Raw genomic sequence first — 14260 nt, 5'->3', positions numbered from 1 at the left:
CGCGACCAAGCCCGCCGCGAATGCTGATTTATGACACGGTTGATAGTGGATTGATCAGATTTATCGTGTCTATTGGCTGGGCGAGAACAGTGAAATTCGATTCGCTGTAAGATTAGCGCGGACAACTGTATCAAAAAGCATGGAGCGCGTGGACGCCGGTCCACGAGTGCGGATCCGGTCGTGGTCCGCCCCCTGCGCCTGGAGAGATGAGCCCCTTGTTCGGTGCGGTATACGCCTCGTCCCTGGTGACCTTTCCGAGCGACGAAGCCGGGACGATTCTCGATCCGGCCTGTTCGGTCGCCTGCGCCCTCCTCGGCGCGCCGGCCGCCTTCGCGGTGCTGGACCGGGACGGGGGGGCCTTCGTGGCCGGCCGGAGCGGGATCGAGGCCGACCGCGCCGAGGCCATCGCGGCGCACGGGGCCTTTCGTAAGGGCATGGAGCGCGCGGACGGGACCGTGCGGCTCACCGACCTACCCGCCGGGGTGGCGTTCTGCGTCTGCGCGTCCCTCCACGGCGTCGACGGCGACAGGATCGGCACGCTCTGCGTCGTCGATGACGCGGAGCGGTCCGATCCCGACGACCTCGTCTGGCGGCGCCTCGCGGACGCGGCCCGGCTGGCGACGGGAGCGCTCCGCGCGGTCGATGCGGAGTATCGCCTGCGCATCAGCGAGGCGCGCCATGTCTCCGCCCAGGCCGCCCGCCGGATCGCGGAGGCCACCGCCTCCTTCGGCCATTGGCGCCTCGACGTCGCCACGCGGACGCTGGCGTGGTCGGCGGGCATCTCCACCATCTTCGGCCGCAACGCCCTCCTGGAGGCCCTGCCGCTGGAGACGCATTTCGGCTATTACCATCCCGAGGATCGCGCCGAGGTGATGCGCCGGGTCGAGGCCGCCCTCAACGGGCGGGGCAAGCTCGCCCGGGGGGGCTACGAGCACCGCTCCCGGGTCGTCAGACCCGACGGCGAGATCCGCCACGTCTGCGTGCGCGGCATCGACGAGCGCGACCCCGCCGGCAAGCTTATCGCCCTCCAGGGCATCTGCCTCGACGTCACCGCCCTGGTGCGCGCCGAGGCGACGCGGGCGGAGGCCGCCGAACTCCTGCGCGTCACCGGCGAGACCATCGAGCAGGGCTTCGTCGTCACGGACGGGCAGGACCGGATCCGGTTCCGCAACGGCCGGATCGCGCCGATGCTCGGGGTACCCGAGGCGCTGCTCGCCGAAGGGGCCTCCTTCGCCGCCGTCCGGGCGCACCGGGAGGACCAGGGTGCCGCCGCGCTCAACGAGGCGGGGGGCGAGCATGTCGGCCCGGACGGGACGGTCCTCCGGGTCCGCAGCGAGCCGCTCTCCCAGGGCGGCCGCGTGTGGAGCTTCAGCGACGTCACGGTGAAGCGGCGGGCGCAGGGCGCCCTGCGCGAGAGCGAGCGCCGCTACCGGCTCATCGCCGAACACGCGAGCGACATCATCGTGTTCAGCGATCCCGACACGACCCGCCGCTACGTCTCCCCCGCCGTCACGCCGATCCTGGGCTACGACCCCGAGGATCTGATCGGGACGAAGCCCATCGACTTCGTGCATCCCGAGGACGAGCCCGCCTTCTCCCGCTCCCTCGCCCTGTTGCTGGCCGGGGAGGACCGGCAGCCGCTGCCCCTGCGCTACCGGCATCGGGACGGGCATTGGGTCTGGCTCGAACTCGCCTTCGCCCTGGCCCGCGATCCGGTGACGGGGGAGCCGGACGGCTTCGTCTCGACGCTGCGCGACGTGAGCGCCCGCGTCGCCGCCGAGGAGGCGGCCCGGCGGGGCGAGGCGCAGAGCTGGGCGGAGGCGCAGGAACGCCTCCGGCAGATGCAGGCCCAGACGGATTTCGACGCCGCCGCCAGCGCCGCCATCCTCGCCCAGCTCGACGAGGGGGTGATCGTCACGGACGCTACCGGCCGGATCACCCTGGTCAACGCCGCCGCCGCCGCGATCCACGGGGTCTCCCGCCTCGACGTGGAGCCCGACGACTACAGCGCGACCTACTCCCTCTTCACCGAGGACGGGCAGCCCTATCCGCCCCTCGACTTGCCGCTCAGCCGGGCCGTGGGCGGCGAGACCCTCCGGGAGGTCCGCTGGCGCATCCGCCGCCCGGACGGGGCGGAGGTGCTGGCGATCGGCAACGCCCAACCCCTGCGCGACGCCGACGGCCTCCAGATCGGCGCCGTCCTCACGGTCCGCGACGACACGGCCCGCGACGCCGCCGAGAACGCCCTGCGGACGCTGAACGCCACCCTCGCCCAGCGCGTCGCGGAGCGCACCGGCGAGGCCGAGGCCGCGCGGGAACTCGCGGAGGCGGCGAGCCGCGCCAAGTCCGAGTTCCTGGCCTCCATGAGCCACGAGATCCGCACACCGCTCAACGGCATCATCGGCTATGCCGACCTGCTCCTCGCCGAGAGCGGGATCGGCGGCCGCCTGAGGCAGTACGGCACGCGCATCCGCTCCGCCGGGGCCGCCCTGCTCACGGTGGTGAACGACATCCTCGACGTGTCGAAGATCGAGGCGGGGCAGTTCGAGATCGCCTGCAGGCCCTTCTCCCCGGCCTCCCTCATCGACAACACCCTCTCCATCGTGCGCGGGCTCGCCGAGGCGAAGGGCCTGTCGCTCGCCGTCTCCCTCGACCCCGCGCTGCCGCCCTGGCTCGCGGGCGACGAGGACCGGTTGCGGCAGGTGCTGCTGAACCTCCTCAACAACGCCATCAAGTTCACCACCACCGGCGGGGTCGATCTCTCCGTCGCGGTGGAGCGCTGCGAGGGCGAGATGGTGCGGCTCGCCTTCCGGGTCACGGATACCGGCATCGGCATCCCCTCCGACAAGCAGGACCGCCTGTTCCGGCGCTTCAGCCAAGTGGACGGCTCCTACCGGCGTGCCCATGACGGGGCCGGTCTCGGCCTGTCCATCTGCAAGAGCCTCGTGGAGCTGATGGGCGGGACGGTCTCGGTGGAGAGCACCGAGGGCGCCGGCTCGGTCTTCTCCTTCTTCGTCGCCCTGCGCCTCGCCGCCCCGGTGCGCCCCTCCGCCCGCGACGAGGGCGATGGCCGGGCGCGCAAGCCGCGCCGCATCCTCCTCGCGGAGGACGTGCCCCTGAACCAGGACCTCGCCTGCGCGATCTTGGAGGGGGTGGGGCACACCGTCGACGTCGTGGCCGACGGCGCGGCGGCCCTGCGGGCGGTCGAGACGAACCGCTACGACGTCGTGCTCATGGACGTGCAGATGCCGGTGATGGACGGCGTCAGCGCCACCCGGCACATCCGCGCCCTGGCCGCGCCCCTCGGCCGGGTGCCGATCATCGCCCTGACCGCCAACGTCCTGCCGCAGCAGATCGCGGAGTTCCGCGAGGCGGGCATGGACGGGCATGTGGGCAAGCCCTTCATCCGGGGCGACCTCCTCGATGCAATCGACCGGCTGGCGCAGGCCCGTGCCGGCGATCCGGGGCGGGGCCGCCCCGTTCCCGAGGCTGCCGCCCTCGATGCCATCGCCGACGTGGTCGGCCGCGAGCGCGTGCTCGGGCTGCTCAAGTCGCTTGCCGACGAACTGAACGCCCGCTTCGGCGAGGCGTCCCTCCGCCCCGTGCGGGAGGACGTGGCCCAGGACGCCCACGCGATGATCGCCGCCGCCGCCATGCTCGGCTTCGTCGATCTGGCGCGCCTGTGCCGGGACGTCGAGGCCGCCTGCCGCTCCGGCCTCGACTACGATCATGTGTTGGCCGACCTGAGGGCGCACAGCGCCGCCGTCGTCGAGGAGATCAACCTGATGCAGGCAGCCTGACCGGCCGCGGCTGGCGCGTTTCGCTTTGTCCCACAAGCGGATGGGCGGACCCGCCCATTCCATCCTTGCGTGCGTGCAGCCCGGGTTCTACGCCTTGGACGCGGCGTGCAGCAGGGCGCGCCGGGAGGAGGGGCGACGGTGCGGGGCTGCGGCGCAGGCGAGGAAGTCCGACTGCCGCTGGCCACGGTCGGCGAACGCATTCATGGCTCGGTCGCGCGCACCCTCGGGGCGGCGATCCTCGCCGGACGGCACCGGCCCGGGGACGTCCTGCCGGGCGAGATCGAGTTCTCCGAGCAACTGGGCGTGTCGCGGACGGCCTACCGGGAGGCCATCCGCATCCTGAGCGCCAAGGGTCTGGTGGAGAGCCGCCCCAAGACCGGGACACGGGTCAGCGCCCGCAGCCGCTGGAACCTCCTCGATCCCGACATCCTGGCCTGGGCCTTCGAGGGCGAGCCGAGCGAGACCCTCATCCGCGACCTGTTCGAATTGCGCATGATCGTCGAGCCGGCCGCCGCCGCCCTCGCCGCCGCCCGGCGCACCGAGCCCCTCATCGCCCGGATGGACCGGGCCCTCGACGACATGGCCCGCCTCGGCCTCGCGAGCGAGGAGGGCCGCGCCGCAGACCAAGCCTTCCACAACGCCATCCTGGAGGCGGCCGGCAACGGGCCGCTCCTGGCCCTGTCGAGCTCCATCGCCGCCGCCGTCACCTGGACGACGATCTACAAGCATCGCCGCCGGGGCATCCCCCGCGACCCCATCGCCGACCACCGGGCCCTGTTCGACACCATCGTCGCGGGCGACGCCGAGGCCGCCCGCGCGGCGATGACCGAACTCGTGCGCTTGGCACTGGCGGATACCGAACTGTCGATGAGGGCGTGAGGGGGACTTCCCCTGCGCGCGTGCGGCATCGGGTGGACACTCGGGGCAACGCACCCTCGGCCATGACCTCGTCCTGATTGTCCGGCCGGAAAGGTCGTCGCCCCCTCCGTCATGGCGAGCGTGAGCGAAGCAATCCAGGGATGCGCCATGCCTGGACACGGCCCGTTGCCCCGGATTGCGTCGCTTCGCTCTCAAAGACGGTCAAGCAAGCGACCCGGATCGACCCGAAGACGCCCTGGACGGGGAGAGGCGATGTCACCGTCTCAGTGGTTGTCCCGCGGCAGGCCCTTCGTCTGGGCGATGCGCTGGAACGATTCGGCTCCCTCCAGGATCGCCCCCGTGTGCATCTGGCCGACGGCGGCGCGCTGGATCGCCTGCCAGGGCGTCTGCGAGGCCGGATAGGCGTAGCCGCCTGCCGCCTCCAGGGCCCTGCGGCGCTCGGCGATCTCCGTGTCGGGAATCAGCATGTCGGCCGTGCCCCGGCGCAGGTCGATCCGCACCCGGTCCCCCGTGCGCAAGAGGGCGAGGCCGCCGCCCGCCGCCGCCTCGGGGGAGGCGTTGAGAATCGAGGGCGAGGCCGAGGTGCCCGATTGGCGCCCGTCGCCCAGGCAGGGGAGGGCGAAGACGCCCGCCTTGATGAGGTGGGCGGGGGGCCGCATGTTCACCACCTCGGCGGCGCCGGGATAGCCCACGGGTCCGGCGCCCCGCATCACGAGGAGCGTGTCCTCGGTGATGTCGAGGGACGGATCGTCGATCCGGTGGTGGTAGTCCTCCGGCCCGTCGAACACCACGACGCGGCCCTCGAAGGCCTCCGGGTCGTCCGGGTTCGAGAGGTAGCGGTTGCGGAATTCCTCGCCGATCACGCTGGTCTTCATGATCGCCGCGTCGAACAGGTTGCCCTTGAGCACGAGGAAGCCGGCCGCCTCCTTCAGGGGCCGGTCGAAGGGGCGGATCACGTCCTCGTCGCCGATCTCGGTGCCCCGGCAATTGTCGCCGATGGTCCGGCCGTTCACGGTCAGGGCGTCCTCGCGGATCAGCCCCTTGTCCATCAGCTGGGCGACGACGGCGGGCAGGCTGCCGGCGCGGTAATAGTCCTCGGCGAGGTAGGTGCCGGCCGGCTGCAGGTTCACGAGGAGCGGCACGTCGAGGCCGTGGGTTTGCCAGTCGGTCACGTCGAGTTCGGTGCCGACATGGCGGGCGATGGCCGCGAGGTGGATCGGCGCGTTGGTCGAGCCGCCGATGGCCGAGTTCACCACGATGGCGTTGAGGAAGGCGTCGCGGGTGAGGATGTCGGACGGCTTCAGATCCTCGGCCACCATCGCCACGATGCGCTTGCCGGTGAGGTAGGCGGCCTCCTGCCGGTCCCGGTAGGGGGCGGGGATGGCGGCGGTGCCGGGCAGCATCATGCCGAGCGCCTCGGCCAGCGTGTTCATGGTGGTCGCCGTGCCCATCGTGTTGCAGAAGCCCGTGGAGGGGGCCGACGAGGTCACGAGCTTGATGAAGCCGTCATGGTCGATCTCGCCCGCCGCCAGCATCTCGCGGGCGCGCCAGACGATGGTGCCCGAGCCCGTGCGCTGGCCCTTGTACCAGCCGTTGAGCATCGGCCCGACGGACAGGGCGATGGCCGGGATGTTCACCGTCGCCGCCGCCATCAGGCAGGCCGGGGTGGTCTTGTCGCAGCCGGTGGTGAGCACCACGCCGTCGAGGGGATAGCCGTAGAGCAGCTCGACCAGGCCGAGATAGGCGAGGTTGCGGTCGAGGCCGGCAGTGGGGCGCTTGCCGGTTTCCTGGATCGGATGGACCGGGAACTCCATCACGATCCCGCCCGCCTCGCGGATGCCCTCGCGGATTCGCTCGGCCAGGACGAGGTGGTGGCGGTTGCAGGGCGAGAGGTCGGAGCCGGTCTGAGCGATGCCGATGACCGGCTTGCCGGAGCGCAGCTCGTCGAGGGTCAGCCCGTAGTTGAGGTAGCGCTCCAGGTAGAGCGCCGTCATGTCGATGTTGTCCGGGTTGTCGAACCACGCGCGGGAGCGGAGCTTGGGGCGGGAGGCGGTCATCGGCGGGCCGGTCCGGATGCGAGAACGGGGGTCGCGGCGGCGCCGGGGTCGGCGCGTCGCGGCGGACGCGAGACCGGTTCTATACTCGGACAAATACGCTGACAATCGCGGCGGCGACGGCCGACGCGGCCCGCGGGGCGGAAGGCGGACACGAAAAAGGGCGCGGGGAGAACCCCACGCCCTTCGAGGTGGCCGGTCCCGACGGGGTCGGGACCGGCGCTATGAATTCGGATCCTAGTAGGTGCCGAACTTGTAGTTCACGCCGGCGCGGATGACGGCGAACTCGGTGTCGCGGCGCAGGTTGGCCGGGCCCGAGACGAGGGTCACGCCGGGGGAGTTGATCGAGTAGGTGGTGCCGTTGGCGGTGGTGGCGAAGGCGCCGGCCACGCGACGGTCCTGCTGCAGGTTCACGTACAGACCTTCGACCTTGATCGTCACGGCCGAGGAGCGGAAGAAGTTCAGGAAGGAGTCGGTCGGGAGAGCGTACTCGATACCGCCGCCGACAGCGTAGCCGGTCTGGAAGTCGTTCGAGGAGACGCCGGTGCCGAACTGACGGCCGCCGCCCGAGCCGTAGGCGAAGCCGCCCGTGGCGTAGACGAGGGTGCGGTCGAAGGCGTAGCCGAGGCGGCCGCGCACGGTGCCGAAGTAGTCGAGGCCCGACAGGCCGTTCGGGTTGTAGACGAGGGTGCCGGGGACGATGGTCGAGCCGGCCGGGGCGGCGAACGCGAAGCGGTTCCGCTGGCGACCGAAGTCGACGTACTGGGCGTCGGCCTCGAGGCCGACCACCACGCCCGAACCCGGGGTGAACTGGTAGTTGTAGCCGATCTGACCACCGCCAACGAAGCCTTCGTTGTTGCGGTTGTTGCCGAAGGCGACGACGCCGGTGGTCGGGCCAACGCCGTCAGCGAAGACGCTGCCGGGGACGGTGGCGCCGGCGGGAACGCCGATCACGGTCGGGGCGCGGTTGCCGGAGGAGGCGTCGAAGCCGTAACCGGCGTTGAAACCGGCGTAGAAGCCCGTCCAGGTGAAGACCGGAACCGGGGTGAAGACCGGCGGCGGGGCGGCGCGACGCGGAAGGTCGGCGGCCGAGGCGGCGGCGGTGAGGGCCGTGAAGGCGGCCAACGTGGTAACGAGTGTCTTCATAACTAAACGATCCCCAGAACTCTGTCCCGATCGATGCCGACCATAACGGAAAGCGGGGCCGCAGACTGTGTCGGCGAGGGCACACCGGCGTCCGATCTAAGGCCGGATCGTGACGCGCGCGGCGCGATTTCTGTTTTTCTCCGCCGGCTCGACTGATCCAAAACCCAACGCCGTGAGGACCATAGGCCGTGTCGCGTCGGGCCGGGCGCGGCCGTGCGAAAGGGCCGATCACCCTCACAGGCCGACCGTCTCCTGATCCGGACCATCCCCTTGCGTCTTCCGCGAGAGAAAATGCCGGATCTGACAGCCCCTCGGATAGGTCCATCGGGCCGGTGCCGGTACAAGCTCCACAAGAACGCGCTGCCGAAGCCCGTCACATCGCGGGGCGGGCCGGGACACGCCCACCGGAGGAACGCCATGTCGATGTTCGCCAAGCTCAAGCGCCGGGCGGCGGAAGGGAACCCCGTCCGCGTCGGCCTGATCGGCGCCGGCAAGTTCGGCTCGATGTTCCTGTCCCAGGCGTGGCGCACGCCGGGCATCCATCTCGTCGGGGTCGCCGACCTCTCCCCCGCCAACGCGCGGGCGTCGATGCGCCGGGTCGGCTGGGCCGACGAGCGATTCGCCGCCGCCTCGCTGGAGGATGCCGCCCGCTCCGAGCGGACCTTCGTCACCGACGATTCGGCGGCGATGATCGCGAGCCCGTTCATCGACATCGTGATCGACGCCACGGGCAGCCCCGCCGCCGGCATCCGGCACGTCCTCGCCGCCTGCGCGCACCGCAAGCACGTGGTGATGGTCAACGTCGAGGCGGATGCGCTGGCCGGCCCGCTGCTGGCCCGCCGGGCCGCGGAGGCAGGCATCGTCTACTCCATGGCCTCGGGCGACCAGCCCGCCCTCATCGCCGAACTGGTGGATTGGGCGCGGACCACCGGGTTCGAGGTGGTCTGCGCCGGGAAGGGCACGAAGTACCTGCCGGTCTACCACGCATCGACCCCCGACACGGTCTGGGGCCATTACGGCTTCAGCGAAAGCCAAGTGGCGGGGGGGGACTTCAACCCGCAGATGTTCAACTCCTTCCTCGACGGCACCAAGTCCGCCCTGGAGATGGCGGCGGTGGCCAACGGCTGCGACCTCAGTCCGCCCGACGACGGCCTCGCCTTCCCGGCCTGCGGCGTGGATGACCTGCCGACGGTGCTGCGGCCGGTCTCGGAGGGCGGCATCCTCCCCCGGAAGGGCACGGTCGAGGTGGTCTCTTCCATCGAGCGCGACGGTCGTCCGGTGTTCCGCGACCTGCGCTGGGGCGTCTACGCCGTGTTCGAGGCGCCGACGCGGTACGTGGAGGATTGCTTCCGGCAATACGGGCTCAAGACCGATGAATCGGGCCGCTACGCCGCGATGTACAAGCCCTACCACCTGATCGGCCTCGAACTCGGCACCTCGGTGGCCAGCATCGCGACGCGGGGCGAGCCCACCGGATCGACCCTCGACTGGCGCGGCGACGTCATCGCCGTCTCGAAGCGGGCGTTGAAGGAGGGGGAGACCCTGGACGGCGAAGGCGGCTACACCGTCTACGGCAAGGTCGTGCCCGCCGAGACCTCGCTCCGGCTCGGCGCCGTGCCGATCGGGCTCGCCCACGGCCTGACCCTGCGCCAGGCCGTGGCCGCCGGACAGCCCGTCCGCTGGACGGATGTGCGCCTGAAGGACGGGACGGCGGGCGCCAACGAGGCCATCGCCTTCCGGCAGGAGATGGAAGCCGTGTTCCGCCGGGAGAAGGGCCTCGGCGAGGCCGCCTGACCGCGCCCGACGGCGGCCGGGATCACGCCCGGCCGAGCAGCTCCCGGCTCAGCGCCACATGGCGTGCGACGTAGCTCTGCGCGCCGAGGTGGTCGCGGCGCATCCGCTCCTGAGCGCGCCTCGCCCGGGCGGCGGCACCCGAGGGATCGCGGGCGATCTCCGCCAGGGCCTCCCGCAGCGCCCCGGCGTCGCCCGCCTCCACGAACCTGATCTCGTCCGGGCCGAAATATGCGTCGAGCCCGCCGGTGCGGGTCGCGACCACGGGCACGCCGGCCAGGACGGCCTCCTGGATCACCGTGATGCCGCTCGCGTGCCTGTTCGGCTTCAAGGGCACGCACACCACGCTCGCGCCGGCCAGATGGCCGTTCAACTCCTCGTTCGATTCGGCCACCTTGATCCTCACCCCGGCCCGTCCCCGCGCGAGGCGTTTAGGGGCCGTCATGGACAGGATGGTCACGCGCGCGTCCGGCAGCGCGGAGGCCGCCTCCACGAGGATCGCCCAGTCGCGGTGCCGGTCGTTGCCGGGGGCGACGACCGTGAGCCGGGCCCGGCGGCGGGGGCCGACCTCAAGCATTCGTTCGGAGGGGATGCCGAAGGGCACGAAGCGGCACGCCTTCTCCGGGAAGGCGGCCTGCGCCACCGCCATGTTGACGGGCGAGAGGAAGGTCAGGACGTCGAGGCGGCGGATGAGCCGGGTGTAGAGCCACCGGTGCAGGGGGTGCAGGCCCTCCCAGCGGTCGAACAGCCACACGCTCTGCGCGATCACCTTCGGGCCGCCGCGCCTCGGCAGCACCGCCGCCACGGCCAGGAACTGCGATTCGGTGTGGGTCCAGACCACGTCGGCGGCGCGGAGGGCGCGGCGCTGGCGGAAGGCATGGACGGGATCGAACCCGGTGAGGGCCCGCAGGCCCAGCCGCAGCAGGGTCTCCAGGGGATTTTCGCGCCGGGAGGTGGAGAACCGCACGCGGCATCCCATCGCCTCCGCGCGGCCGTAGCCGTAGGGGGTGGGATCGTTCACGCCGACGAGATCCCCGGCCCGCCAGCGGCGGTGCCACGCATCGGCGTCCTTGTCGCGCGCCATGTGGACGAACACGTCGATCACCCTCTGGCCGGCCTGCCGGGGGTGGACGGTGGGGTCGAGGTATCCGACAGGCGCGCCGGCGGAAGCAGAATCGTCTCGCACCGCGTGGACCTCGTACGCAGACGCAACAGCACGGATTCAAGCCGATGCACGCCGTCCCGGCGCCGCCTGTCAGCTCGAGCGGCGGGCCGTCCAGCGGCCTGAGCAGGAGCCGAGCCCGGTCAGGGTCCAGCGGCCGGTGCCGGCGGATCCGCGCAGGCGGCCGGAGACGGCGACGTTGGCCAGTCCCTTGCGGATCGTTCCGGTGATCCGCCCGTCGGACGCCGTGCGGCCGGAGGCATCGACATCGCTGCCCCCGGCATCGTCGACGATCCCGTCCCGGATCACGATGGCGTAGCGGTAGGGACCGGCGCAATCGCCGGTCTCGCCCGTCGCCGTGACAGACCAGCCGCCGTCGAAGCGGTTCGCGGCCGGCGCGGCGCCCGCGGGCGCCGCGAGGCCGAGGAGCGCCAGCGAGGCGAGGGCGGGAGCCGTGGGGAAGGGTCGCTTCATCGTCGTCTCGTCAGAGTGATCGTACGGGGCTTGCGCCCATCATGGGCGCAAGCGGTAAAGAATGAGGCCGCAGCCGTTGTGACTTCAGGCCCGGATGTCCGGCCCGCTCGGGTCGCCGGGCGGATCGTCCGGGCCGATGCCCGGACGCGGCCCTTTCGGCTGGTCGTCCAGGGGGGCGGAGGGCTCGTCGGGTCCGAGCGGCCTGGGACGGTCCGGCGCGTCGCCGGGCTCCGGGTCGGCCGGTGCGGGCGGGGGAGGGCCTGGATTGGCCATCGGAACTCCTCGAAGGGGGCAGGGGCTGAAGGGGGCAGGGGCTCCAGCGCGTCGCGCCTGGAGGATCGAGTCCGCAACGGGCCGGGCGCGCGCCCGGAGCAGCGCAACGCCCGGCCTCGCGGCCGTGCCGGGCGCCGGTCGGACAACGCGGCGGCACAACCTCGTGGAACTCTGCGCGGGGCCATCGGGCAATGCTTCGCGGCCTCGCTACAGTGGATATGGGGGAGATCTGCTCGCGCGCCCTGAGACAGGTCTACCGGTACGCGAGAAATTCTTCGGATCACCTGAGGAAAGGCCGCATGGCGGGCCGAATGTCTCGATCGCTCCGAAGGGCGTCCGCTCGCCCGGTGGGCGATGCGGCGAGGCGTCCCGCCCAGTCGGGGCCTACGTCGAGGCCCGGCCGGCCAGGAAAGGCCCCGGCCGCCAGGTGCCGGACCCGGCAGGGTCCGAGCGGTCGTAACTTCCTCACGATGCGCCTGTTTTCGCGCCAGGGCCAATCTGGAGTTAATCCGAAAATTTCGCTCCTGTGATACATGCGTACCAAAGAATTCGCTGCAAAACCGGAACCCGCTTGCACGCAACCCGTTTGTGCCCCTCGACGGTCGAACCGGCGTCGATCGAAGGAGTGGGAGGCAGGCTCAGGGTGACGGCGGGTGTGGACAGGCATGAACTCCGGCAGATCATCGCCGGGCTGAGCGAGGGCGTGATCCTGGTCGAACCCGACCAGACCATCGCCTATGCCAACGAGGCGGCGCTGGCCATGCACGGCGCCGGCAGCCTCGACGAGCTCGGGCCCACCGTGGACGACTACCGCGAGCGCTTCTGCCTGCGCTACCGCAACAAGATCGAGCCGCACCAGTATCCGATCGAGCGGGTGGTGGCGGGCGAAGAGTTCCACGACGTCGTGGTGGAGGTCCGCCGGGCCGACAAGCCCGACACGGATTTCGTGCACTCCCTGCGCAGCCTCGTGGCCACCGACCGGGAGGGCAAGCCGAGCTGCCTCGCCCTCATCCTGAAGGACGTCACCGACCAGTTCGAGGCCGAGGCCCGCTTCGAGGCAGCCTTCAATGCCAATCCCGCCCCGGCGGTGATCACCCGCCTGTCGGACCTGCGCCATGTAAAGGTCAACCTCGGGTTCCTCGAGATGACCGGGCTCACCCGCGACGCCGTGATCGGCCAGAGCGTCTACGAGGTCGATGTCCTGGCCGGCGCCCGTAACCGTGACCTCGCGGTCAGCCGCCTGAAGGAGGGCGGGACCGTTCCGCAGATGGAGGCGTGCCTCGACCTGCCCGACGGCGGCAGCCGCTTCGTCATCGTGGCGGGCCAACCGATCGAGATGGGCGACGAGCCCTGCATGCTCTTCACCTTCGCCGACCTCGAACTGCGCCGGAAGGCCGAGACCGCGCTCCGCCAGAGTGAGGAGCGCTTCGCCAAGGCGTTCCGCATGACGCCGGTCCCCACGGCGCTGACGCGGGCCGAGGACTTCAAGGTGACGGGGGTAAACGAGGCCTTCACGCGCGTCTTCGGGATGAGCGAGGAGGGCCTCATCGGGCGCAGCCTCGACGAGGCCGGGCTGTGGGTGAACCCGAAGCAGCGGATGCACGTCGAGGCGATTCTCGGCGCGGACGGCTGCGCCCTCGGCCAGGAAGTGTGCCTGCGGCACGGCAGCGGCATCAACCTCGACTGCCTCGTCTCTGTGGAGCGGGTCGAGATGAACGGCGCGCCCTTCGCCCTGTTCGTCCTGCAGGACATCACCGACCGGAAGCACACGGAGCGGGAGCTGTTCGAGGCCATCGAGACGGTGATGGCCGACACGTCGTGGTTCAGCCGCGGCCTGATCGACAAGCTCGCCAACCTGCGCCGCCCGAGCCGGAGCGACCACGACCCGTCGCTCCCCACCCTGACGGTTCGGGAACGGCAGATCCTGAACCTGATCTGCTCGGGGCTGAACGACGACGCGATCGCGCGCAAGCTCAACCTGTCCCGGAACACCGTGCGCAATCACGGCGCCGCGCTCTACCGCAAGCTCGGCATCCACAAGCGTAGTGAGGCAATCGTTTGGGGGCGGGAGAACGGATTCCCCCTTCATGCACTTGGAGAATGAAGATTAGCCTACCAGTACGCCGTTACTATTGATTGCCGCCACGCAGCGCACATCTGGACGACGACACGGTACCATCTTTCGAAGGGCGGTCGGTCGGCGATCACAGACACGACTTCATCTCCACACCATCGGCCCAGAAGCCTCGGCTCGCGGCGCGGTGCGGAACCGGTAAGGCCGAACGCCCGGCAAGGTCCGGGTCGAGGCCGAGGGACGTGCGGAGCACCGGCAGCTCCGCCGAGACGGGATGCGGGGGCTCGTCGCCTCCGCCCACGAAACCAGCGAACACGAGGGAACACGGCATGGTCGATACGGATCGGATCACGGGAGCCGCCAGGGAATTCGGCGGCAAGGTGCAGGGCGCGGTCGGCGACCTCACCGGATCCCGGCGGGACTCCGTCGAGGGGCGGGCGCGCGAGGCGGCCGGCCGGGCGGAGAACGCCTACGGACAGGCCAAGGACACCGTCCGGCATGTGGCCGACGAGGCTTACGACCTTGCCGAGGACGCCTACGAGCGCGGCGGCCATACCCTGCGCGAGGGCGCCCGCGAGGTCGGACACCAAGTCGCCGAATACCCCAT

10 protein-coding genes are annotated in these 14260 nt (G+C 71.0%); 5 read left to right on the top strand and 5 right to left on the bottom strand.

Features of this window, described 5'->3' with window-relative positions; translation table 11 throughout:
* Positions 1 to 215 precede the first annotated feature (215 nt).
* Together MFF06_RS14705 and MFF06_RS14700 are read left to right on the top strand one after the other, a co-directional pair.
* The gene (locus tag MFF06_RS14705; RefSeq protein ID WP_238205151.1) at positions 216 to 3800 is read left to right on the top strand and encodes a PAS domain S-box protein; all 3585 of its coding nucleotides are present in this window, start codon (positions 216 to 218) and stop codon (positions 3798 to 3800) included.
* A gap of 105 nt (positions 3801 to 3905) precedes the next feature.
* Positions 3906 to 4679, top strand: a complete 774-nt coding sequence (locus tag MFF06_RS14700; RefSeq protein ID WP_238205149.1) for a FadR/GntR family transcriptional regulator — start codon at positions 3906 to 3908, stop codon at positions 4677 to 4679.
* A gap of 263 nt (positions 4680 to 4942) precedes the next feature.
* On the opposite strand, the gene MFF06_RS14695 is transcribed toward MFF06_RS14700, so the two are convergent.
* Both MFF06_RS14695 and MFF06_RS14690 read right to left on the bottom strand, forming a co-directional pair.
* Positions 4943 to 6736, bottom strand: coding sequence for an IlvD/Edd family dehydratase (locus MFF06_RS14695; protein ID WP_238205147.1), 1794 nt, complete (start codon positions 6734 to 6736; stop codon positions 4943 to 4945).
* A 234-nt stretch (positions 6737 to 6970) separates the two neighbouring features.
* Positions 6971 to 7879, bottom strand: coding sequence for an outer membrane protein (locus MFF06_RS14690; protein WP_238205145.1), 909 nt, complete (start codon positions 7877 to 7879; stop codon positions 6971 to 6973).
* A 417-nt stretch (positions 7880 to 8296) separates the two neighbouring features.
* Here MFF06_RS14690 and MFF06_RS14685 point away from each other — a divergent pair, with 417 nt between their 5' ends.
* Positions 8297 to 9673, top strand: a complete 1377-nt coding sequence (locus MFF06_RS14685; protein ID WP_238205143.1) for an NAD(P)H-dependent oxidoreductase — start codon at positions 8297 to 8299, stop codon at positions 9671 to 9673.
* Positions 9674 to 9695: 22 nt separating this feature from the next.
* On the opposite strand, the gene MFF06_RS14680 is transcribed toward MFF06_RS14685, so the two are convergent.
* The 3 genes from MFF06_RS14680 to MFF06_RS14670 all read right to left on the bottom strand — a co-directional run bounded on the left by MFF06_RS14680 (position 9696) and on the right by MFF06_RS14670 (position 11579).
* A complete protein-coding gene (locus tag MFF06_RS14680; RefSeq protein ID WP_238205141.1) occupies positions 9696 to 10856 on the bottom strand; it encodes a glycosyltransferase in 1161 nt (386 codons plus the stop codon).
* Positions 10857 to 10925: 69 nt separating this feature from the next.
* A complete protein-coding gene (locus MFF06_RS14675; RefSeq protein ID WP_238205139.1) occupies positions 10926 to 11306 on the bottom strand; it encodes a hypothetical protein in 381 nt (126 codons plus the stop codon).
* 84 nt (positions 11307 to 11390) lie between these two features.
* A complete protein-coding gene (locus MFF06_RS14670) occupies positions 11391 to 11579 on the bottom strand; it encodes a hypothetical protein (protein ID WP_238205137.1) in 189 nt (62 codons plus the stop codon).
* Between the two features lie 643 nt (positions 11580 to 12222).
* Here MFF06_RS14670 and MFF06_RS14665 point away from each other — a divergent pair.
* Together MFF06_RS14665 and MFF06_RS14660 are read left to right on the top strand one after the other, a co-directional pair.
* Positions 12223 to 13683, top strand: coding sequence for a helix-turn-helix transcriptional regulator (locus tag MFF06_RS14665; protein WP_238205135.1), 1461 nt, complete (start codon positions 12223 to 12225; stop codon positions 13681 to 13683).
* Positions 13684 to 13982: 299 nt separating this feature from the next.
* The coding region (locus MFF06_RS14660) for a CsbD family protein (protein ID WP_238205133.1) at positions 13983 to 14260 on the top strand (278 nt) is incomplete at its 3' end.

Origin of the sequence: Methylobacterium aerolatum (genome assembly GCF_022179085.1) — a bacterium.
In the GTDB taxonomy this organism is placed as follows: Bacteria; Pseudomonadota; Alphaproteobacteria; order Rhizobiales; family Beijerinckiaceae; genus Methylobacterium; species Methylobacterium aerolatum.
The sequence above is the reverse complement of the archived record's forward strand: the minus strand, read 5'-3'. Positions and strand labels throughout refer to the sequence as shown.

Bases quoted from the DNA above. Each gene is read 5' to 3' on its own strand.
- MFF06_RS14695 (WP_238205147.1), bottom strand. From the start codon at position 6,736: ATGACCGCCTCCCGCCCCAAGCTCCGCTCCCGCGCGTGGTTCGACAAC.
- MFF06_RS14690 (WP_238205145.1), bottom strand. From the start codon at position 7,879: ATGAAGACACTCGTTACCACGTTGGCCGCCTTCACGGCCCTCACCGCC.
- MFF06_RS14685 (WP_238205143.1), top strand. From the start codon at position 8,297: ATGTCGATGTTCGCCAAGCTCAAGCGCCGGGCGGCGGAAGGGAACCCC.
- MFF06_RS14675 (WP_238205139.1), bottom strand. From the start codon at position 11,306: ATGAAGCGACCCTTCCCCACGGCTCCCGCCCTCGCCTCGCTGGCGCTC.
- MFF06_RS14670 (WP_238205137.1), bottom strand. From the start codon at position 11,579: ATGGCCAATCCAGGCCCTCCCCCGCCCGCACCGGCCGACCCGGAGCCC.